The organism is Pseudomonas fluorescens (assembly GCF_000802965.1).
In the GTDB taxonomy this organism is placed as follows: Bacteria; Pseudomonadota; Gammaproteobacteria; order Pseudomonadales; family Pseudomonadaceae; genus Aquipseudomonas; species Aquipseudomonas fluorescens_A.
The window spans coordinates 37,853-60,543 of the sequence record NZ_JSAK01000006.1 but is presented as its reverse complement, the minus strand read 5'-3'; the positions used below and the strand labels follow the sequence as shown (position 1 = coordinate 60,543).

The 22,691-nt window shown below is 59.8% G+C and carries 17 protein-coding genes and 1 pseudogene; 6 read left to right on the top strand and 12 right to left on the bottom strand.

What is annotated here, in order from left to right; genetic code table 11:
* The first annotated feature begins 160 nt into the window (after positions 1-160).
* From NL64_RS05610 to NL64_RS05595, 4 genes are all read left to right on the top strand, one after another.
* A complete protein-coding gene (locus NL64_RS05610) occupies positions 161-550 on the top strand; it encodes a RidA family protein (protein ID WP_034147161.1) in 390 nt (129 codons plus the stop codon).
* Positions 551-723: 173 nt separating this feature from the next.
* Positions 724-1,488, top strand: a complete 765-nt coding sequence (locus NL64_RS05605; RefSeq protein WP_034147237.1) for an IclR family transcriptional regulator — start codon at positions 724-726, stop codon at positions 1,486-1,488.
* Positions 1,489-1,527: 39 nt separating this feature from the next.
* Positions 1,528-2,745, top strand: coding sequence for an amino acid deaminase (locus tag NL64_RS05600; protein WP_034147160.1), 1,218 nt, complete (start codon positions 1,528-1,530; stop codon positions 2,743-2,745).
* Between the two features lie 135 nt (positions 2,746-2,880).
* Complete coding sequence (locus tag NL64_RS05595; RefSeq protein ID WP_034147236.1) at positions 2,881-3,816, top strand: sugar kinase; 936 nt, start codon at positions 2,881-2,883, stop codon at positions 3,814-3,816.
* 161 nt (positions 3,817-3,977) lie between these two features.
* On the opposite strand, the gene NL64_RS05590 is transcribed toward NL64_RS05595, so the two are convergent.
* Positions 3,978-4,253: a peptidylprolyl isomerase gene (locus NL64_RS05590; protein WP_034147159.1), complete on the bottom strand. Its 276-nt coding sequence runs from the start codon at positions 4,251-4,253 to the stop codon at positions 3,978-3,980.
* A 54-nt stretch (positions 4,254-4,307) separates the two neighbouring features.
* Positions 4,308-6,845, bottom strand: coding sequence for a PAS domain-containing hybrid sensor histidine kinase/response regulator (locus NL64_RS05585; protein WP_034147158.1), 2,538 nt, complete (start codon positions 6,843-6,845; stop codon positions 4,308-4,310).
* Positions 6,846-6,963: 118 nt separating this feature from the next.
* Here NL64_RS05585 and NL64_RS05580 point away from each other — a divergent pair.
* Positions 6,964-8,054 (top strand): annotated as a pseudogene (locus NL64_RS05580) (PilT/PilU family type 4a pilus ATPase).
* A 214-nt stretch (positions 8,055-8,268) separates the two neighbouring features.
* Here the strand turns inward: NL64_RS05580 and NL64_RS05575 are convergent.
* The 10 genes from NL64_RS05575 to NL64_RS05530 form a co-directional block, all read right to left on the bottom strand.
* Complete coding sequence (locus NL64_RS05575) at positions 8,269-10,224, bottom strand: acetoacetate--CoA ligase (protein ID WP_034147157.1); 1,956 nt, start codon at positions 10,222-10,224, stop codon at positions 8,269-8,271.
* A gap of 187 nt (positions 10,225-10,411) precedes the next feature.
* The gene (gene hbdH / locus NL64_RS05570; RefSeq protein WP_034147156.1) at positions 10,412-11,185 is read right to left on the bottom strand and encodes a 3-hydroxybutyrate dehydrogenase; all 774 of its coding nucleotides are present in this window, start codon (positions 11,183-11,185) and stop codon (positions 10,412-10,414) included.
* Between the two features lie 7 nt (positions 11,186-11,192).
* Positions 11,193-12,584, bottom strand: a complete 1,392-nt coding sequence (locus NL64_RS05565; RefSeq protein ID WP_034147155.1) for a GntP family permease — start codon at positions 12,582-12,584, stop codon at positions 11,193-11,195.
* A gap of 281 nt (positions 12,585-12,865) precedes the next feature.
* Positions 12,866-14,281 (bottom strand): sigma-54 interaction domain-containing protein, encoded by a 1,416-nt coding sequence (locus tag NL64_RS05560; RefSeq protein WP_034147154.1) that lies wholly within the window; start codon positions 14,279-14,281, stop codon positions 12,866-12,868.
* Positions 14,282-14,370: 89 nt separating this feature from the next.
* Positions 14,371-15,948, bottom strand: coding sequence for an ABC transporter ATP-binding protein (locus NL64_RS05555; RefSeq protein WP_034147153.1), 1,578 nt, complete (start codon positions 15,946-15,948; stop codon positions 14,371-14,373).
* A gap of 14 nt (positions 15,949-15,962) precedes the next feature.
* Positions 15,963-16,985 (bottom strand): ABC transporter permease, encoded by a 1,023-nt coding sequence (locus NL64_RS05550; RefSeq protein WP_034147152.1) that lies wholly within the window; start codon positions 16,983-16,985, stop codon positions 15,963-15,965.
* Positions 16,985-18,046, bottom strand: a complete 1,062-nt coding sequence (locus NL64_RS05545; protein ID WP_034147151.1) for a microcin C ABC transporter permease YejB — start codon at positions 18,044-18,046, stop codon at positions 16,985-16,987. The genes NL64_RS05550 and NL64_RS05545 overlap by 1 nt, the downstream gene beginning before the upstream one ends.
* On the bottom strand, positions 18,046-19,914 hold the full coding sequence (locus NL64_RS05540; RefSeq protein ID WP_034147150.1) for an extracellular solute-binding protein: 1,869 nt from the start codon (positions 19,912-19,914) through the stop codon (positions 18,046-18,048). Before NL64_RS05540 ends, NL64_RS05545 begins: the two co-directional genes overlap by 1 nt.
* A 135-nt stretch (positions 19,915-20,049) precedes the next feature.
* Positions 20,050-20,331 (bottom strand): peptidylprolyl isomerase, encoded by a 282-nt coding sequence (locus tag NL64_RS05535; protein ID WP_034147149.1) that lies wholly within the window; start codon positions 20,329-20,331, stop codon positions 20,050-20,052.
* 107 nt (positions 20,332-20,438) lie between these two features.
* Complete coding sequence (locus NL64_RS05530; protein ID WP_034147148.1) at positions 20,439-21,320, bottom strand: esterase/lipase family protein; 882 nt, start codon at positions 21,318-21,320, stop codon at positions 20,439-20,441.
* Between the two features lie 336 nt (positions 21,321-21,656).
* On the opposite strand from NL64_RS05530, the gene NL64_RS05525 reads away from it, so the two are divergent.
* Complete coding sequence (locus NL64_RS05525; RefSeq protein ID WP_034147147.1) at positions 21,657-22,691, top strand: hypothetical protein; 1,035 nt, start codon at positions 21,657-21,659, stop codon at positions 22,689-22,691.

Sequence of the window (22,691 nt, the reverse complement as noted above, 5' to 3'; positions counted from 1 at the left end):
ATTCCCTTCGCAACCTGTGGCAGACTTCTGTCATTCATTCCGCTATTGCATATCACGTTCCGTTATAGCGGAATTATCACCGTCCAATTTCCACGGATGGCAGAGATTTCCAAAAGCACCCAATCTTGATCCTTCCATTTTCAATCAGGAGAAAACATTCATGAGCATTACTCGTTACGGCACCGGTAGCGCTGCTGCAGGCGGCACGCCTCGCCCTTTCGCCCGTGCCGTTGAAGCCGATGGCTGGTTGCACGTTTCCGGGCAGGTGCCGGCGGTGGACGGCGAGATCATTACGGGTGGCATTGTCGAGCAGACCCACCAGACCATGAAGAACCTGATCGCGATTCTCCAAGAGGCCGGTTATGGCCTGGAAGATGTGGTGCGTGCTGGCGTGTGGCTGGAGGATCCGCGGGATTTCACCAGTTTCAACAAGGTCTTCTCCGAGTACTTCAAACCCGAACACGCCCCGGCTCGCGCCTGCGTGCAGGCGAACATGATGGTCGACTGCAAGGTCGAGATCGACTGCATCGCGTACAAGAAAAAGGCCTGAACCGAGGTGCGCCCATCGCTGGCAAGCCAGCTCCCACAGGGATTGATAGTCTGCCTGCAAATTTGTTGCAGCACACGGAACCTGTGGGAGCAGGCTTGCCAGCGATGGCGTCCTGACGGTCGCCACAGCACTCTGGTTAAATTCCCCGGTGAATTTGTATGGAAATCACTGACATGACCGAAGACACCATCAAGCGCCGGGCACGCGGTCTGGACCGGGCGTTCGATATCCTCGATTTCCTCAAGGAGATCGGTCAGCCCCTGCGCCCGAACGACATCGCCAGCGGTATCGGCAGCCCGAAGTCCACGGTCTACGAGCTGGTGGCCTCGTTGCTGGAGCGGCGGATTCTGGAGCCGGTTGGCAAGGACGGTCACGTTTACCTCGGCCGTCAGCTGTACTTCCTCGGGCAGGCGCACTTGCGTCATTTCGACCTGACCCGCGAGGCCGATCACGCCTTGCAGGAAATCGTCAGCCAAACCCGTGAAACCGCGCAGATGTGCCTGCTCAACGGGCGCAAATACACCGTGGCGTTGATGAAGGAGGGCGAGCGGCATTTCCGCATTTCCTCGGACATCGGCGAGAACGCGCCGATTCCCTGGACCGCCTCCGGGCGCCTGCTGCTGGCGCACTTGAGTGACCAGGCGATCATCGACCTGATCGACCACGACGACTTCATCCTGCCCAACGGTGAACGCCTGCCGCTGGAACAGTTTCTCGAGGAAATCCGTCAGGCCGGTATCGATGGCTTCTTCTCTTTCGATAGCGTCGCCGACACCTTTACCCATTGCTTCGCCGCCCCGGTCAAAGATCCGAACGGCGTGGCCATCGCGACCCTGTGCATCGTCGCCCCCCGGGCCGATGCCAAAAACAATTACAACGACTACCGCCGGGTGCTGATCGAAAGCGCAAACAGCCTGGCCCGTCGCATCAACGAATAACAGCGGCTGCTTGCGGCCGCGAACGTGAGGAGTTCGACCATGACTACTGCCGAAAACACGGCTGCCGTGGACAAGGGTTTTGCCCAGACTGGCGCCAGCCTTGTCCGCGACGTCAGCTTGCCCGCGCTGGTGCTGCATCGCGAAGCGCTGGAGCACAACATTCGCTGGATGCAGGCATTCGTCAGCAACAGCGGCGCCGAACTCGCGCCGCACGGCAAGACCAGCATGACCCCGGCGCTGTTTCGTCGGCAACTGGACGCCGGCGCCTGGGGCATTACCCTGGCCAGCGCCACGCAAACCCGTGCTGCGTATGCCCATGGCGTGCGCCGGGTGCTGATGGCCAACCAACTGGTCGGTACACCGAACATGGCGCTGATCGCCGACCTGCTGGCCGACCCGACGTTCGACTTCCATTGCATGGTCGATCATCCGGACAACGTGGCCGACCTCGGCGCTTATTTTGCGTCCCGTGGCGTGCGCTTGAACGTGATGATCGAGTACGGCGTGGTCGGCGGGCGTTGCGGTTGCCGCAGCGAGCAGGAAGTGCTCGACCTGGCCAAGGCCATCGCCGCGCAACCGGCGCTGGCCCTGACCGGCATCGAAGGCTATGAAGGCGTGATTCACGGCGATCACGCGGTGAGCGGTATCCGCGCGTTCGCCGGTTCTTTGGTTCGCCTGGCGGTGCAGTTGCAGGACAGCGGCGCGTTCGCGATTCCCAAGCCGATCATCACGGCCTCGGGTTCGGCCTGGTACGACTTGATTGCCGAAGAGTTTGAAGCGCAGAACGCCGCCGGTCGTTTCCTCAGTGTGCTGCGTCCCGGCAGTTATGTGGCCCACGACCATGGCATCTACAAGGAAGCGCAGTGCTGCGTGCTCGACCGTCGCAGCGACTTGCACGAAGGTTTGCGTCCGGCACTCGAAGTCTGGGCGCATGTGCAGTCGATGCCGGAACCGGGCTTCGCGGTGATTGCCCTGGGTAAACGCGATGTGGCTTACGACGCCGGCCTGCCGGTGCCATTGCTGCGTTACAAGGCCGGTGTAGTGCCGGCCAAGGGCGACGACGTGAGCGCCTGCAAGGTGACGGCGGTGATGGACCAGCATGCGTTCATGACCGTGGCGGCAGGGGTTGAATTGCGCGTGGGCGATATCATTTCGTTCGGCACTTCGCACCCGTGCCTGACGTTCGACAAGTGGCGCACGGGGTGTCTGGTGGATGAGCAGTTGAACGTCATCGAAACCATGGAAACCTGTTTCTAAGGTTGAGACCGCGTTGAGCCCATCGCTGGCAAGCCAGCTCCCACAAGGATTCCAGTGTTCAAAAATCCCTGTGGGAGCTGGCTTGCCAGCGATGAGGCCCGAGAAGACGACAGCGAAATGCCAGAGACCCACAACATGAACACCATAAGCACCCTGGGCCCCAACACCCCGCGCATCGCCCTGATCGGCGAGTGCATGATCGAGCTGCAACACCGCGCCGACGGCAGCCTGCAACAGAGTTTCGGCGGCGATACCTTGAACACCGCGGTCTACCTGTCCCGCGAACTCGGCGCCGCCGGCACGGTGGATTACGTCACCGCCCTGGGTGACGACAGCTTCAGCGATGCCATGTGCCAGAGCTGGGCCGCGGAAAACATCGGCCTGGGCATGGTCCAGCGTTTACCCGGTCGTTTGCCGGGTTTGTATTGCATCCAGACCGACGCCGCTGGCGAGCGCCGTTTTCTCTATTGGCGCAATGAGGCGGCGGTCCGCGATTGCTTCACCACTGCGTCCGCCGCGCCGATCCTGGCCGCATTGCCGGATTACGACTTGCTGTATTTCAGCGGCATCACCCTGGCGGTGCTTGGTGCGCAGGGCCGGGAAAAATTACTGGAAACCTTGAACGAAGCCCGACAACGCGATGCGCGGATCGTCTTCGACAACAACTACCGGCCTCGGCTGTGGGCTTCGGTGGAGGAGGCGCGGGCGGCCTATCGCAGCGTACTGCCTTATGTTGACTTGGCACTGCTGACCGTCGATGACGAACAGGCGCTGTTTCATTTCTCGGATTGCGCGGCGGTATTTGCTGCCTACGAGCAAATCGGCACGCCTGAAGTGGTACTCAAGCGTGGCGCCGAGGCGTGTCTGATCCGTTGTGCGGGCGAGTCGTTTGAAGTACCGGCGCAGAAGGTTGAGCGAGTAGTAGACACCACGGCGGCGGGGGATTCGTTCAGTGCGGCGTATCTGGCTTCACGACTCCAGGGCGGCAGCCCGGTCGAGGCGGCGCAGGCGGGGCATCGGTTGGCGAGTCGGGTGATTCAGGTGCCGGGGGCGTTGATTCCCAGGCCTTGAAAGGGATCCCCTGTGGCGAGGGAGCTTGCTCCCGCTGGGCCGCGAAGCGGCCCCAAAACCTGCTTGATTCGATTAGTCAGGCACATCGAGTGAACAGGGTTTGCGACTGCTGCGCAGTCGAGCGGGAGCAAGCTCCCTCGCCACAGAGGCCATGAAGCAAGTTAGTCCCGGTAAAACACCTGCACCAGGTGATACCCGAACTTGCTCTTGATCGGCCCATGCACCACCCGCAGCGGTTTCTTGAAAATCACCGCATCGATTGCGCCGACCATCTGCCCTGGCCGCACTTCACCCAAGTCGCCGCCACGCTTGCCGGACGGGCAGGTGGAATACTTCTTGGCCAGCACATCAAACGCTTCACCCTTGGCGATGCGTTGTTTGAGCTGCTCGGCTACTTCCGAGGTTTTCACCAGGATATGGCGGGCTTGAGCTTTCATGGAGTAATTACCTTGCAACGGTGGTGACAGCGGGGCGCGCGATTATGCCTTAACTCACTCGGGTTGGCCGATCATCGTGCGAATCTTGTTGGCCAACAGATCAATGGAAAATGGTTTGGCCACCATGTCCATGCCATCTTCGAGAAAGCCCTGACGCTCGGCAGCTTTTTCCGCATAACCGGTCATGAACAGCACTTTCAGTTCAGGGCGATGCTGCCGGGCAATCTCTGCCAGTTGCCGACCATTCATGCCCGGCAGCCCGACATCGGTGACCAGCAGGTCCACGCGCAAATCGGATTCGAGCAACGGCAGGGCGGCCTTCGCATCTTCGGCTTCATAGGCGTGATAACCCAGCTCCTTGAGCAGATCGAACACCAGCATGCGCACCGCTGGATCGTCTTCCACCAGCACCACGGTTTCGCCGGCAATCGCCGACGGCGCCTCACTGATCACGGGCGACAGCACATCTTCCAATTCCAATCCGTACAGCCGCGGCAGGTACAAACGCACGCTGGTGCCCTGGCCGGGCATGCTGAACAGGGTCACGTGGCCGCCGGATTGCTGGGCAAAGCCGTAGATCATCGACAACCCGAGCCCGGTACCCTGGCCGATGGGTTTGGTGGTGAAGAACGGATCAAACGCTTTGGCCAATACCTTGGGCGTCATGCCGGTGCCGTTGTCGCTGACGGCGATCATCAGGTAATCGCCAGCCTTGACCGGTTCCAGGGTGGTGATATCACTGCCGTCCAGGTACACGTTCGCGGTCTCGATGCACAACTGGCCGCCATCGGGCATAGCGTCCCGGGCGTTGATCACCAGGTTGAGCAGGGCGTTTTCCAACTGACTGACGTCGGTGCTGACCAGCCAGACGTCTTGGGTCAGTTGCAGCTTGAGTTCGATGTGGTCGCCCTTGGTGCGGCTGAGCAAGTCTTCCAGGGAGTGGATCAAGTCGTTGGCGTTCAGCGGTTTGCGATCCAGCGATTGACGCCTGGAGAACGCCAACAGGCGATGGGTGAGGGCGGCAGCCCGGTTGGCCGAGGACACTGCCGCTTCGGTGAACCGGGCGATTTCGGCGGCGCGGCCATCGGCAATGTAGCGCTGCATCAGGTCCAGACTGCCGATGATCCCGGTGAGCATGTTGTTGAAGTCATGGGCGATGCCGCCGGTGAGCTGGCCGACCGCTTCCATCTTCTGCGCATGCCGCAAGGCTTCTTCGGCGCGTTCACGCTCGAACATCTCGCTGAGCAGTTTTTCATTGGCCTCGGCCAACTGACGGGTGCGGGCGCTCACGCGTTCTTCGAGGGTTTCGTTGAGGTTGCGCAGGGCTTCTTCGGTCTGTTTACGCTCGGTTTCATCGATCACGAAAATGTAGAAGCCATTCACCGCGCCGTCTGCGCCGTGGCGTGGCAGGTAGTTCATCAATGCCTGACGGAGGCTGCCATCACGGTGTGGGGTGCTGATGCTGAAGCAGCAGGTTTTGCCGGACAGCGCTTCGGCGATGTACTCGGCGCGCAGGGCGTAGGCCTCATCACCCAAGACCTCGCGAATTGTCCGGCCAAACAGTTCCTGGGGCGTCAAGCCGTACCAGTCCAGATACGCGGCGTTGTTCAGGCGAAAGCGTTCCTCGCGGTCGACGTAGCTGATCAGGATCGGCATGGCGTTGATGATCAGTTGCAGCTCGGTCTGGCTCTGGCGCAGGGCCTGTTCGGTGTTCTTGCGATCAGTCAGGTCGAGGGCGGCGCCGAGGAAGCGGATCGGCCGGCCATGGTGATCCTTGTAGCAACGGCCTCGGGCAAACACCCAGCGCAATTGGCCATCGGGTTGCAGCAGGCGATATTCCTCGGCGTATTCGGTGCCGTGAGTGATGCAGTGCTTGATGCTGCGGGCGATCAGGGTGCGGTCTTCGGGGTGGACGCCGTGCAGGTATTCGCTGATCGGCAACTGGCCGGAGAGGGTTGGTTCGACGCCGTGCAATTGGGCGAAATGAGCGTCGGCGATGAAGCGGTCTTCACTGATGTCCCAGTCCCAGGTGCCGACCGCGTCGGTGGCCGCGAGCGCCAGTTGCAGGCGTTCTTCGGTTTCTTGCTGGGCCTTGAGGCTGGCGGCGGAGCGCTGTTCCAGTTCGAGGGCGATGCGCCGGCGCTCGTTGGTTTCGATGGCGGTGACCAGAATCCCGGCGACTTCGGCGTTTTCGTCGCGGATGGGGCTGTAGGTAAGGTCGAGCCAGAAGTCGGAATCCTCACCATCCCGTTGCAGGCTGAAGCGCTGTTCGCTGTAGGTTCGCACCTGGCCTTGTAGGACGGCGCTGTAAATCGGGTCGGTAAAGTCTTTTAACTCAGGCCAAATCAGGTGCGTTGGCTGTCCGAAAGCATGCGGATGCTTGTTGCCGGCCAGCAAGGCGAAGCCGTCGTTGTAGATCTGCGTCAGCTCTGGCCCCCACAGCAACAACATGGGCATCGGCGAATGAATCACGATGTCCACGGCCGTGCGCAGGCTCTGCGGCCAGTGACTGGCAGCGCCCAGCGGACTGCTCGCCCAGTCCAGTCTGGCTATCAAGGCCTGGGCATCGCTGCCGGTCGGTGATGCGTTCATCAAGGTGTCCTGCACTTAAGTCGGTGTGGCGGCGTCAACTATGCTTGCTGAGCGGTAGACGCTGGATGACCCGCTTCGGGTCATTTTCTCATTGAATGCTTCGCAGGTGTTTTTTGCCATGGAAATCGATGCGTTGTTAAGACGCCTGGCCAGCCAGGATGGCTCCGATTTGTATCTGTCTACGGGTGCGCCACCCAGCGCGCGGTTCGACGGCGTTCTCACACCCTTGACCGACCGGCCGTTCGAACCGGGGCAAATTGCGGCGATGGCCGCGTCCATCATGGACGCCGAACAGCGGCTGGAGTTCGATCGGGAACTGGAGATGAACCTGGCGATCTCTCTGCCGGGCATCGGCCGTTTTCGGGTCAATATTTTCAAACAGCGTAACGATGTGTCGATGGTGGTGCGCAACGTCAAACTCGACATTCCACGCTTCGAGACCTCAAGTTGCCCTCAGTACTGCTTGAAACGGTGATGTTAAGGCAAGGCCTGATGCTGTTCGTCGGTGCCACCGATTCGGGCAAGTCGACCTCTTTGGCGGCGTTGATCGATTATCGCAATCGCCAAAGCCATGGGCACATCGTCACCATTGAGGACCCGATCGAGTACATCCACCGGCACAAAAAATCGATCATCAATCAGCGCGAGGTCGGCGTCGATACCCGCAGTTTTCATGCAGCGTTGAAAAACACCCTGCGCCAGGCGCCGGATGTGGTGCTGATCGGCGAAATCCGCGACCGCGAAACCATGGAGCACGCACTGGCTTTTGCCGATTCCGGGCACTTGGTGCTTTCAACGCTGCATGCCCACAACGCCAATCAGGCGCTGGATCGCATTATCAACTTCTTCCCCGAAGAGCGCCGGGGGCAACTGCTCAATGATCTGGGCAACAACCTCAAGGCCTTCGTTTCCCAGCGCTTGGTACGCACCCGTGATGGTCAACGGCGGGTGGCGGTGGAGGTGATGTTGGGGACGCCGACCATTGGCGATCTGATCCGGCGTAATGAGTTTTCGGACCTCAAAGGGGTGATGGAAAAGTCGGCGGCGCTGGGGATGCAGACGTTTGATGCTGCGTTGTATGCGCTGGTGCTGGAAGGGGCGATTGATGAGCAAGAAGCGCTGAAGCATGCGGATTCGGTCAACAACTTGCGCTTGCGCCTGAAGTTGCATACCGAGGCATCGCCCGGTGAATGGGGACTGATGGATTGACACAAAACCCCCTGTAGAAGCTGCCGCGGGCTGCGATCTTTTGGGGCCGCTACGCAGCCCAGCGGGAGCAAGCTCCCTCGCCACAGGTATGAGAGTGATGCTGGGGGGTAGCGTAACTCTGTAGGAGCTGCCGCAGGCTGCGATCTTTTGACGTTGATTTTAAGAAGCAAGATCAAAAGATCGCAGCCTGCGGCAGCTCCTACAGGGGGGTATTTCAAGTCTTGAGTTCGGGGCGGTTGCGGAATTGCTCAAGCGCTTCTGGGTTGGCAAGCGCATCGGTGTTTTTCACCTTCTGCCCGTGTACCACATTGCGCACCGCCAATTCGACGACTTTGCCGCTGATGGTCCGGGGAATGTCGGTGACCGGGACGATCTTCGCCGGCACATGCCTCGGCGTGGTGTTGGCGCGGATGACCTGGCGAATCTGCTGTTGCAGCGCTTCATCCAGTTCAACGCCATCGCGCAAGCGCACGAACAGCACCACTCGAACGTCGTCCAGCCATTGCTGGCCGATGGCGACGCTGTCGAGTACCTGCGGGACTTTTTCCACCTGACGATAGATTTCCGCCGTGCCGATGCGCACGCCGCCGGGATTGAGCACTGCATCAGAGCGACCGTGGATCATCATCCCGCCGTGGGGCAACTGTTCGGCGTAATCCCCTTGCGCCCAGACGCCGGGAAACTGGCTGAAATACGAGGCCCGCAGCTTGTCGCCGTCAGGGTCGTTCCACAGGCCAATGGGCATCGCCGGGAAGTGCCGGGCGCACACCAATTCGCCTTTTTCACCCATCACCGGTTGACCCGCGTCGTTCCACACTTCGACGGCCATGCCCAGGCTCTTGCCCATGTTTTCACCGCGACGTACTGGCGACATAGGGTTGCCGTTGACGAAGCAGGAGACGATATCGGTGCCGCCGGACATCGAGGCCAGGCACACATCAGCCTTGAGGTCGCGATAAACGTAATCGTAACTTTGCGGCGATAGCGCGGAACCGGTGCAGAGCAAGGTTTTCAGGCTGCTCAAGTCGTGACTTTGCTTGGGTTTCACGCCGCTGCTTTCAAGTGTGGCGAGGTACTTGGGGCTGGTGCCGAACACGCTGATGCGCTCGTCGTCGATCAGGTCGATCAAGCGTTCCGGATCGGGTTGGAACGGCGAACCGTCGTACAGCACCACCGCACTGCCCACCGCGAGGGCCGAGACCAGCCAGTTCCACATCATCCAGCCGCACGTGGTGTAGTAAAACAGACGCTCGCCGGGGCCGAGGTCCGAATGCAAGCCGTGTTCCTTGACGTGTTGCAACAGCGTACCGCCGGTGCTGTGGATGATGCATTTAGGCACGCCGGTGGTGCCGCTGGAATAGAGGATGTACAGCGGATGGGCGAACGGCACCGGGACGAAATCCGGCTCGCCGCCGGGGACATAAAAGTCGTCCCACAGCGTGACGTTGGCCTGGGTGTGGAAGTTTTCGATGTGCGTTTCGGGCCGTGCGTACGGCACGATGACCAGCTGTTGCAACGAAGGCAGGCGTTCGAGAATTTCGTTGACCTTGATCGTTTGGTCGATTTCCTTACCGGCATAACGGTAGCCGGCGCAGGTGATCAGCACTTTCGGTTCGATCTGGCCGAAACGGTCGATCACGCCTTGGGTGCCGAAGTCCGGCGAAGAACAGGACCAGATCGCCCCAAGGCTGGTGGTCGCCAGCATCGCCACCAGGGTCTGCCAAGTGTTGGGCATGCATGCGGCCACGCGGTCGCCGAGTCCGACACCGGCGGCAATCAAGCCGTTCTGAAAACCGGCGATATGCTCGGCCAGTTCGGCCCAGGTCAGCTGTTCGCGCTGACCGTTTTCGCTCACGGCGATTACCGCCACGGCATCGTCGCGTCGGCTTAGCAGGTGTTCCGCGAAGTTCAGGGTCGCGCCTGGAAACCACTGGGCGCTTGGCATCTGCGGGCCTTCCACGAGCACCGCGTCGGGTTGCTGATGAAAGCGTATGTCAAAGAAATCGACGATGGCCTGCCAGAAGTCCGGGCGCTGGTCGATGGACCATTGGTGCAGGGCGGGGTAGTCGTCGATAGTCAGGTGGTGACGCTGATTGATGAAGCGCCGAAAGGCCTCCATGCGGGTTTTGCTGATTCGCTCGGCGGTGGGTTGCCAAAGGATGTCGGACATGGTCTGCCTCTTTGTTCTTTTGTAGGCACAAGGCTATGGTCGAGCACGCTGTTGTGGCGAGGGAGCTTGCTCCCGCTCGGCTGCGCAGCAGTCGCAAATGCAGGCAGCGGGTTGTGGCTGGGAACCTCTTGGGGCGGCTTCGCCACCCAGCGGGAGCAAGCTCCCTCGCCACAGGGAACGCGGTGAATTACTGCGCCAGCCACCCGCCATCAATATTCCACGCCGCGCCACGCACCTGGCTACCGGCTTCGCTGCACAGGAACAGCACCAGTTCACCCAATTGCGGTGGCGTCACGAACTCCAGCGACGGCTGCTTTTCGGCCAGCAAATCATGCTGCGCCTGCTGCGGATCAATGCCGGTGGCGGCGCGATCGTCGATCTGCTTTTGCACCAACGGCGTCAGCACCCAACCTGGGCAAATCGCATTGCAAGTGACGTTGGTGGTAGCGGTTTCCAGGGCGACCACTTTGGTCAAGCCAATCACCCCATGCTTGGCCGCGACATAAGCCGCTTTGCCCACCGAACCAACCAAACCATGCACCGAAGCAATATTGATCACCCGGCCCCAGCCCTTGGCGCGCATGCCCGGCAGGCTCAGGCGGGTGCCGTGAAACACCGACGACAAATTGATGGCGATGATCGAATCCCAGCGTTCCACCGGAAACTCGTCCACCGGTGCCACGTGCTGGATGCCGGCGTTGTTGACCAGAATGTCGACACCACCGAACTCACGCTCGGCGTAGGCGATCATGTCGGCGATCTGCGCCGGATCGCTGACGTCGGCCGGGTGATGGCCGACCTTGCCGCCGAATTGCTCGACTTCGGCAATCACTTTGGACGCATCGCCGAAACCATTGAGGATCAGATTGGCCCCGGCCTTGGCCAGGCTGAGGGCGATGCCCAGGCCGATACCACTGGTGGAACCGGTGACCAGTGCAGTCTTGCCCGAAAGAGTCGTCATGAATACCTCACACAATGCCAGTGGCGTAGAAAGTACCGATCACCACAAAAACCGCCAGGGTCTTGATCAGCGTAATACAGAAAATGTCTTTGTAAGCCTCGCGGTGAGTCAGGCCGGTGACCGCCAGCAAGGTAATTACCGCCCCGTTGTGCGGCAGTGTGTCCATGCCGCCACTGGCCATCGCGGCCACACGGTGCAGCACTTCCAACGGGATGTTGGCGGCGTGGGCCGCTGCGATGAAGTCATTGGCCATGGCCGCCAGCGCAATACTCATGCCGCCGGACGCCGAACCTGTGATGCCCGCCAGCAGGGTTACGGTGATCGCTTCGTTGACCAGCGGGTTAGGGATGCTTTTGAGCCAGTCGGCCAGAACCAGAAAGCCCGGCAACGACGCAATCACCGCACCGAAACCGTATTCCGACGCGGTGTTCATCGCTGCCAGCAATGAACCGCTGACCGCACTTCTGCTGCCTTCGGCCAACTTGCCGCGAATCGCCTGGAAGCCGAACGCCAGCACCATGATGATGCCGACCAGCAACGCCGCCTGAACTGCCCAGATCGCGGTGAGCTTGGCGATTTCGGTGGTCACCGGCGCAGCCATGCCCGGCAACGCGAGGCTGTGGGTCTTGCCGTACCACTGCGGAATCCACTGGGTAAACAACAGGTTCATGATGCCGACGGCCAACAGCGGCGACAGTGCGATCCACGGATTGGGGAGTTTGATGTCGGCGGCGGTTTCCGGCTCGTTGCGCAGCTCGGTGCCATAGCCTTCACCGCGAAGCTGAGCCTTGTTGCGCTGGCGCTGGAGAAACAGCATGCCGGCACAGACCACGAAGATCGAGCCGATCAGACCCAGCCATGGCGCGGCCCAGGCCGTGGTGTTGAAGAAGGTGCTGGGGATGATGTTCTGGATCTGCGGGGTGCCGGGCAGGGCGTCCATGGTGAACGAGAACGCGCCGAGGGCGATGGTTGCTGGAATCAAACGCTTGGGGATATTGCTCTGGCGGAACATTTCAGCGGCAAACGGATAGACCGCGAACACCACCACAAACAACGACACGCCGCCGTAGGTGAGCAGGGCGCAAACCAGCACGATCACCAGCATTGCCTGGCGGGTGCCCAACAGGCGAATGGCCGCAGCGACGATGGAGCGCGAGAAACCCGACAATTCGATCAGCTTGCCGAACACCGCACCGAGCAGGAACACCGGGAAATACAGTTTGATGAAGCCGACCATTTTCTCCATGAACACGCCGGTGAAGGCGGGCGCAACGGCGGAAGGATCGGTGAGCAGCACGGCGCCGAGGGCGGCGATGGGGGCAAAAAGGATAACGCTATAGCCACGGTAAGCAGCCAGCATCAGCAGCGCGAGGGCTGCCAAAGCGATGATCACACTCATGGTGTGTCTCCTGGATTGTTATTTTTGTGATGAAGCTTGGGTAAGGAAACCCTATAGCGAGTTCTGTGCCATAAACGTATATTGTTGAAATATAAGGAATTAATTTGTTTTCGGTATAAGATCGATTTCGTTATGTCTCTAGTTTGAGAATTTTAGTGAGCCGAAAAGATCGCAGCCTTCGGCAGCTCCTACAGGGAAACGCGAAAACCTCTGTAGGAGCTGCCGAAGGCTGCGATCTTTTGATCTTGAAAATTTATCTATAAATAGAGAAAAAAGTCTCTTTATAGAGACTCGGCAATCCCCAACGCCACCATCTTCTTGTACAAAGTAGACCGCCCCAACCCCAATCGCGCCGCCGCTTCAATTACCTTGCCCCCGCATTGCGCCAGGGTGTTTTCAATTAACTGTCGGTCAAACCGCTCCCGCGCAGCGCTGAACGTCTCATGCTCCACCGGTTCGATGGTCAACGGCGCCACACGCTCAACCGGCGTAAACGTCCCGATCGCCGCACGGATGTCCGCAACCGTGAGTCGCAAATCATCACTGAGCAGCGCCGCCCGTTCCAGCACGTTACGCAGTTCGCGAATATTCCCCGGCCAGGCATGCTGCCCCAGCAGCGCCAGCGCTTCGCTGTTCAATTCGTGTTGGCTGCGCAACTCTTCAAGAATCGCCTCGCTGAGGGCTGGCAGATCGTCGAGACGGTCGCGCAGCGGTGGCACCTGGATCGGCAAGACATTGAGACGGTAATACAAATCGGCACGGAACTCGCCGCGTTTGATTGCCGCTTCCAGGTCTGTAGACGTCGCGGCGATCACCCGCACATCGCTCTGGATCACGTCATTTGAGCCTACCGGTTCGAATTCCTTTTCCTGCAACACCCGCAGCAATTTGCTTTGTAGCGGTAGAGGCATGTCGCCGATTTCATCGAGGAACAACGTCCCGCCCTGGGCAATCTGCAACTTGCCGGCGCGACCCTTGCGGTCCGCACCGGTAAAGGCGCCGGGGGCGGTGCCGAAGAATTCGGCTTCCAGCAGTGATTCGGGGATCGCTGCGCTGTTGATGCTGACAAACGCCTTATGCGCGCGCGGCGATGCATTGTGGATCGCCTGCGCGAGCAATTCCTTGCCGGTTCCGGTTTCGCCGAGCAGCAACACCGGCGAATCGGTGCTGGCACTGCGCCGGGCGCGGCGTTTGACTTCCAGGCTGGCGGCACTGGTGCCGATGAAATGCGCGAAGTTGTATTTGGTCTGCCGCGAACGCAGCAGCGAGCGCGTGGAAGCCAGCTCTTCCTGCATGCTCATGTAGCGCTTGAGCATTGGCGACAGGCTGCGCAATTCGTCGAACAGGGCAAAGCCGATGGCGCCGATCACCTCGCCAGCATCGTCGTGAATTGGCAGGCGCATGACCACCAGCGGCTCTTTCGGAGTGTCCTGCATGTCGAGCAGAATCGGCCGACCAGTGCGCACCACCTCACGCAGCAGACTGCCGGGAATCACGCTTTCGCAGGCCTTGCCAATGGCGCCTTCGGCCGATGGCAAGCCGAAGCGCTTGGCATAGCGTTCGTTCATCCAGACGATATTGGCATCGCGGTCGACGATCACCGTGCCTTCACTCGACTGCTCGATGATCTCGAACAGCGAACGGATCGCCAGCAGGCGGACGCGCTGGTAGTCCTTGAGGCTTTCGGTGGTGTTCATGGTGTGCATCCATTTTGGAATCAGGATCAAAAGATCGCAGCCTGCGGCAGCTCCTACAGGGGAATGCGGTCCTGCGATTTTTTTGGGAATTATGCCTGCGCTACCTGCGCCGCCGCCAACAGCTCTTTGGTGTACGGATGCTGCGGCGAATCGAACACGTCGTGGCTGGCGCCGCTTTCCACCACTTTGCCGTCCTTGATCACGATCATGTCGTGAGCGAGAGCGCGCACCACCGCCAGGTCATGACTGATGAACAGATAGGTCAGGCCATGTTTTTCCTGAAGCTGGCGGAGCAGGGCGACCACTTGCTTTTGCACCGTGCGGTCCAGCGCCGAGGTCGGTTCGTCCAGCAGGATCAGCGCTGGCTTCAGCACCAGCGCCCGAGCGATGGCGATGCGCTGGCGCTGGCCGCCGGAAAACTCGTGGGGATAACGATGGCGGCTTTGCGGGTCGAGGCCGACTTCCTGCAGCGCCCGAATCACCTCGGCGTTGCATTCTTCAGGGTTCAACTGACTATGAACTTCCAGGCCTTCGCTGATGATCTGCGCCACGGACATACGAGGACTGAGGCTGCCAAACGGGTCCTGGAACACCACCTGCATTGTCTTGCGCCATGGGCGTAGTTGCTTCTGCGTCAGGCCATCCAGCGCCTGCCCCTGGAAGCGAATGCTGCCCTCGGAATCCAGCAGGCGCAGGATCGCCTGGCCGAGGGTGGACTTGCCGGAACCGGATTCGCCGACAATGCCCAGCGTCTTGCCGCGCTGGATATTCAGGCTGATGCCATCCACGGCGTTCAGATAAGTCTTGCGCTGGAAAAGCCCGCCGCTGACCGCGAACTGCACTCGCAGATTGTCCACCTCCAGCACATTTTCGCGCTCGTCCCGGGGCAAGGCTTCGCCTTCCGGCTCGGCGTTCAGCAGTATGCAGCTGTACGGATGCTTGGGTTCGGTGAAGATGGTTTCGCACGTGGCCTGCTCGACGATTTCCCCGGCCTTCATCACGCAGACGCGCTGGGCAATGCTGCGCACCAGATTGAGGTCGTGGCTGATCAACAGCAACGACATGCCCAGCCGTCGTTGCAGCGATTTGAGCAGCAGTAGAATCTTGCGCTGCACGGTGACGTCCAGCGCGGTCGTGGGTTCGTCGGCGATCAGCAATTCGGGCTCACAGGCGAGGGCCATGGCAATCATCACCCGTTGGCGCTGGCCGCCGGACAATTGATGAGGGTAGGCCTTGAGCCGCTCCTTGGGTTTCTGAATGCCCACCAGATGCAGCAATTCCAGAATCCGCGCCTGCGCCGCTTTGCCGGCCATGCCTTTGTGCACCAACAAGGTTTCGCCAATCTGTTTTTCAATGCTGTGCAACGGATTGAGGGACGTCATTGGCTCCTGGAAAATCATCGCGATCCGGTTGCCCCGAAGCTCGCGCAGTTTTTTCGCATCGGCGCCGACCAGTTCCTGGCCGCGATAGCGGATGCTGCCGCTGGTTTCGGTCCCGCATTCGGGCAGCAGTTGCAGGATCGAGTGGGCAGTTACCGATTTGCCCGATCCCGACTCGCCGACCAGCGCCAGGCATTCGCCGGGGCGGATATCCAGACACAGGTTGCGCACCACGGCCTGGCCACTGAAGGCCACGCTGAGGTCGCGGATTTCGATCAGGTTGGTCATATCAACAGTCCGCCTTACGACCGGGGATCAAAGGCGTCGCGCAACGCTTCGCCAATGAACACCAATAAAGAAAGAATCAACGCCAGGGTAAAAAACGCCGTCAGCCCCAGCCATGGCGCCTGCAGGTTTTGCTTGCCCTGACCGATCAACTCACCCAGTGATGCACTGCCGGCCGGCATGCCGAAACCGAGGAAATCCAGGGCGGTGAGGGTCGAGATGGCCCCGGTCAGAATGAACGGCAGGTAGCTCAAGGTCGCGTTCATGGCGTTGGGCAGGATGTGTCGCACAATCACCTTGCGATCGCTGAGCCCCAGCGCCCGGGCGGCTTTGACGTATTCCAGATTGCGTCCGCGCAAGAACTCCGCACGCACCACGTCCACCAGCGCCAGCCATGAAAACAGCGCCATGATCCCCAGCAGCCACCAGAAATTCGGCTCGACAAACCCCGACAAAATGATCAGCAGGTACAACACCGGTAACCCGGACCAGACTTCCAGCAGTCGCTGACCAAGCAGATCGACCCAACCACCGTAATAGCCTTGCAGGGCGCCAGCAGCGATGCCGATCAGTGCGCTAACGAAGGTCAGCATCAAGGCAAACAGAATCGACACCCGTGCGCCGAAAATTACCCGCGCCATCACGTCGCGCGCCTGGTCGTCGGTGCCGAGCCAGTTCACGCTCGAAGGCGGGCTCGGTGCAGGTTTGTTCAGGTCGTAGTTCGGCGTGTCATCGCTGAAGGGGATCGGCGGGAACAGCAGCCAGCCGCCGTCCTTCTTGATCAGGTTCTGTACGTACTCACTTCGGTAGTCGGCCTGGAATGGCAGCTGCCCACCAAATTCCTGCTCGGTGTAGCGCTTGATAGCCGGGAAATACAACGAGCCCTGGTAACTGACGATCAGCGGCCTGTCGTTGGCGATCAGTTCGCCACCCAGCGTCAGCGTGAACAAACCGATAAACAACCACAGCGACCACCAGCCACGGCGGTTTTTCTTGAAGCGTTCGAAGCGGCGACGGCCCAGCGGCGAGAGCTTGAACATCAGGCATTCCTCGCGGCGAAGTCGATACGCGGGTCGACCAGGGTGTAGCAGAGATCGCCGACCAGTTTTATCAGCAGGCCAAACAGCGTGAAGATGAACAGCGAACCAAACACTACCGGATAGTCCCGCGAAACTGCGGCTTCGTAACTCATGCGCCCCAGGCCATCGAGGGAGAAGATCACTTCGATCAGCAATGAACCGGCAAAAAACACACTGATAAACGCCTGGGGAATTCCCGATACCACCAAGAGCATGGCGTTGCGAAATACATGGCCGTACAGCACCCGACGTTCACTCAGCCCCTTGGCGCGGGCGGTGACTACGTACTGGCGGGTGATTTCATTGAGGAACGAGTTTTTGGTCAGGATGGTCAGGGTTGCAAAACCACCGATCACCAGCGCCGTCACCGGCAGCACGAGGTGCCAGAAGTAATCGGCGATCTTGCCCACGGTCGACAGCGACTCGAAGTTATCCGAAACCAGGCCGCGTACCGGGAACCAGTTCAGCGAAGTCCCCCCGGCGAACACCACGATCAGGAACATGGCGAACAGGAACGCCGGCATGGCGTAGCCAATGATGATCGCGGTGCTGCTCCAGATATCGAAATGGCTGCCGTGATGCACGGCCTTGCGGATGCCCAACGGGATCGACACCAGATAGGTAATCAATGTTGCCCAGAGCCCGAGGGAAATGGTCACCGGCATTTTTTCCAGGATCAAGTCGGTGACCGTGGCGCCGCGAAAGAAGCTCTTGCCGAAGTCCAGGCGTGCGTAACTGGTGAGCATCAGCCAGAGACGTTCATGGGCCGGTTTGTCGAAGCCGTATTGTTTTTCGATGTCCTTGATCAGTTGCGGATCGAGGCCGCGACTGGCCCGGGAGCTGCCATTCATGGTCTCGCCGGATCCGCCGCCGACACTGGCCCCGCCGATGCCTTGCAGATGCGCGATGGCCTGTTCCACCGGCCCGCCCGGCGCAGCCTGGACGATCACGAAGTTGACCAGAAGAATGATCACCAGCGTTGGGATGATCAGCAGCAGGCGCCGCAGAATGTAAGCCCACATCAATGCGGTCCTCCGGGTTTGCCGCGGCGAATGCGCTCGGCGGTCATTTCCTGGTTGGTCAATGGCGTGGTGCTAATTTCCCACCAGCTCTCGATGGCTTCGTCATTGCTGGCTTGCACGTTCGGGATGCCGAAGCGATTCCACCACACGGTGGAAGTACCTGGCGGGTAGTAGTTGGGAATCCAGTAGTAGTTCCATTGCAGCACCCGGTCGAGCGCATGGGCGTAGCGCAACATGTCCGCCTGAGTATTGGCGCGCACCAGTCCGGTGAGCAGGGTGTCCACCGCTGGATTCTTCAGCACCATGTAGTTGTTCGAGCCAGGATCGGTAGCCGCGGCCGAGCCGAAATAGTTGAGCAGCTCACCGCCGGGAGAGGTGGTGACCGGGTAGCCGGTGACGATCATGTCGTAGTCGCGGCTCATCAGGCGATTGACGTACTGGGACGAGTCGATGCGACGGATGTTCAGGTCGATACCGATCTGTTTCAGGGTGCGCTTGTACGGCAACAGCAAGCGGTCCATGCCGTTCTGGCTGACCAGGAAGGTGAAGCTCAGCGGCTCACCATCGGCGTTCACCAGTTGATCTCCCTTCGGTTTCCAGCCGGCCTGTTCCAACAAGTCCAATGCCTGGAGCTGTTTGTCGCGAATGACGCCACTGCCATCAGTTTTCGGTGGCTCGAAGACTTTAGTGAAGACTTCGTCGGGGATCTGCCCGCGCAAAGGCTCAAGTATCGCCAATTCGCCGGCATCCGGCAGTTGTCGGGCGGAGAGGTCGGTATTGGAAAAGAAGCTCTGCTGGCGAATGTACATGTTGCGCATCATCTGCCGGTTGCTCCATTCGAAATCCCAGAGCATGGCCAGCGCCTGGCGCACTTGGCGATCCTGGAACATCGGTTTTTGCAGGTTGAACACAAAGCCTTGGCTTGGTTGCGGGGCTTCGGTTGCCAGATGCGCCTTTTGCAGGCGACCGTCACTCAGGGCCGGGCTTTCGTAGCCGATGGAGTAACCGGTGGCGGAAAATTCGCGGTTGTAGTCGTAGGCACCGCCGCGCAGGACCTGGCGGGCCACGTCGGTATCGCCGAAGTACTCAATGCTGAAATGATCGAAGTTGTAGAGGCCGCGGCTGACCGGAAGATCCTTGCCCCACCAGTCGGGGTTGCGCTCGAAGGTGATGCTGCGCCCGGAGTCGACCTTGCCTACCTTGTACGGCCCGCTGCCCAGCGGCGGCTCATAACCGCCACCGCCGGCAAAATCACGGGTTTTCCACCAGTGTTCGGGAAACACTGGCAAGGTCGCGATGTCCAGCGGCAGGGTGCGGTTTTCGTTGTTCTTGAAATCGAAGCGCACGGTCAGCGGCGACTCCACTTCGACGCCTTTGACGTCGGCGAATTGCGTGCGATAACGCAGGCTGCCCTGGGTCATCAGCAAATCAAAGGTGTAGCGCACGTCTTCGGCGGTGATCGACTTGCCGTCGGCAAAACGTGCCTTGGGGTTCAGATAGAAGCGCAGGGACAGGCCGTCATCGGAACGCTCCATTTTCTGCGCCACCAGGCCATAGACGGTGTAAGGCTCGTCCAGCGAACGCTGGGCCAGGGGCGAGTAGAGCAAACCGTCGATCTGCGTGACGCCAATGCCTTTGTCGATGTATGGCAGCACATGATCGAAGTGACCGATTTCGATCGCCGAGCGCCGCATCGTGCCGCCCTTGGGTGCCTGCGGATTGGTGTAGGCAAAATGACTGAAACCGGCAGGGTATCTGGCCGGTTCGCCGTAGACGGTCAACGCATGTTGCGGTGCGGCATTCACACCGGCGGCGCCCAGCAGCAGGGCCACGGCAGTGAACAACAAAGTAGGGAAAGCCAGTCGCATTGTCAGCCTTAGAGCCGGGTGGTCGTTAACGACAATTTGTACGCTAGCGGCGCGTCCCTCGCCAGCCGAATTACGTATCCGAAGCACAACGGCCCACCAAAAGGCGGGCCGTTATGTAGAACGATCAGGCGACAATCAGTCCTGACGGCTGGTCACTTCCAGCAGGTGATAACCGAACTGGGTCTTGACCGGACCCTGTACGACGTTGAGCGGTGCGCTGAAGACCACGGTGTCGAATTCCTTGACCATCTGGCCCGGACCGAACGAACCCAGATCACCGCCCTGGCGGCTGGAAGGGCACGTGGAGTTGGCTTTGGCGACTTCGGCGAAGTCTGCGCCGCCCTCGATTTGGGTCTTGAGTTCGTTGCACTTGGCTTCGCTGGCAACCAGGATGTGACGGGCAGTGGCTTTAGCCATGGGAAATACTCCTTTTCAATGTTCGTTAAAGTGCTGAGCCTACCGGATTCAGTGAGCTATTTCTTCTCAAAGTTCCGTTCCATGCGGCCTGGGCGGCAGGGGGCGGATCAAAGGCCGGCTTTTTTCAGGCGTTCTGCGTGCTGCACATAGAGGTCGATGGGGTCGAAGCTGTTTGCGAGCAGGCTGGTGGTCTGGCGCAGGGTGCCCAGATGATCCAGCGGGAAGTCCGAACGAATGATTGTGCCCAAATGAGAGCTGTAGCGACCGACCATGCCATCGTTCTGCTCCGCTTCGGTGACGAAGTATTTGGAAAAGGCATGCAGCAAGCCGTGTAGCGGATCAAGCGCGTGAAGTCCTTCATCCAGAATATCCCCCGGCAAGACACCACTCCAAGAGTAGTAGCGAACGCCATTGACCAGTTCGCGGCCCTTGCCACCCCACGTTTTCGGCAGCCCTTGAGGGTATTTGTCGTTGAATGCGCCGACACCTTCTGTGGTCAGGGCATTCAGTGCCGCAATGGCGTTTTGCGGGAGGCCGGGGTTGCCACTGATTAATGAAAGGAAGTTAGCGAAAAGCGTCGCCACGGCCTCGGCGACATGCTCCGGCAATTGTCCGGGCTTCAGCGCCTTGCGCAGGAAGTCTGCCAGCTCCGATCCATGGTTCGGCCCACTGACCGATGTCACCGAAGCAACCAAGTGTGGCGCTAACGCTGCCGCATATCGTGCGGCCAGCGCGCCCTGACTGTGACCGATCAGGTTGACTTTGCTCGCACCTGTGCCTTCCAGAACTCGTTCGACCTGCGCCAGCAACTGCTCGCCCCGCGCTTCATTGCTGTGGGTTGCTGACAGGTGCGGGACGAAAACCCTCGCGCCTGCGCTTCTGAGGGCCTGTTTGACGTCATGAAAGAGTTCAACGGTGCCGATCCGGTCGAAGCCGAAGAGCCCGTGGACCAGCAGGATTGGGTGTTGAGTGCTTGCATTCCGTTGCATGGGTTTTACCTTTTTCAGGGTTCAGGGAGTTGCCTTGCGTTGCACTCTAAAACACTCGGACGATGGCGCGATGTATGAAAAAGCCGCGGTAAACAGGCGAAAACGGAATAGAACAGCGGTGAAAAATCAGATGTGCATGAGGTCCCGGTCGGAATGTTGCGCCATCCTTTCAGCGGGTCGCGGGCGTTTTCAGTCATTGGCCTACCCGGCGCAGGTCATTTGTCCGTGCTTTGCGAAGGGATCTCCCGACATCGGAATTCAGGCCTGTGCGGTTCAATAGGGTTCGTTTGATGCCAGCCAGCAGGCGGCATTTATTCCAAGGACTGGAGCCTATAAATGAACAGGTATGAAACCGAACACGAGCTACCGAAGCCGGTGGTGGATCAGGCTGAAAACGCCATGCTGGACCCCTCTGATAGAAAGGCAGTGATCAAGGTAGAACCTTATGCGGGCATGACCTGTGGCGACAAATTGCGGTTGTCCTGGGTTGGCCTGGATGTCGAAGGCCTGGTCTACCGACACGAAGCGACACGTTTCATCAGCGAAGCACAGGTGGGCATGGCGATGGTTTTTACCGTGTCAGCGGTACACATTGCGGCGCTTGATGGCGGCTCGCTTGAGATCTATTACACATTGGTCAGTGCAGGCCGGCCTGAGCCGGTGCATTCGCCGCGCTTGCAGTTGAGTGTTGGCGATATCAAGCAAGACCTGCTGCCAGTGATTGCGAACGATGCCGTAGGCGGCACGCTCGACCCGGAGCGGGTATCAGAGGGAACGCTGGTTTCAATCAGACCCTATTCGCGAATGGTTGCGGGGGACCGTGTTCTGCTGGCCTGGGCAGGCTCGACGCCTGAAGCGAGCTTCAATGACACGCTAAAGATTGAGCCCTTTGCGGTGGGTAGTGAGCTGTCATTCTGGGTGCCACCGGACTGCATCGCTCCCAACCTCGGCGCGACTGTGGCACTGAGTTATTGCGTCTATCACGAGGGACAACCTCCACGGTATTCGGAGCCGACACAGTTGGTGATCGGGACGTTGACACGTGAACCGCTTATACCGCCTATCGTGCTGGAGGCCGACGAAGGTTGGCTGGACCTGCAAGACGCGATGGATGGCGTCACGGTGGTGATCGAAGATGCGCAGACAGAGGAGGGCGAACTGGTTTATTTGAAATGCGATGGCGAGTATTTCAGTCATCGCGATGATCGGGACATCTCCAGGGACATGGCCGGTCAACCGCTGGTCTTCATCGTGCCCTACCGATTCTGGAGGGAGCACCGGGATTTGCCGGTGCGTGTCTCTTATTCCGTTGAGCGACTGGATGATGTCAGTCAGCTATCCGATGTGACGGTGGTGCAGGTGCGTTCTTAA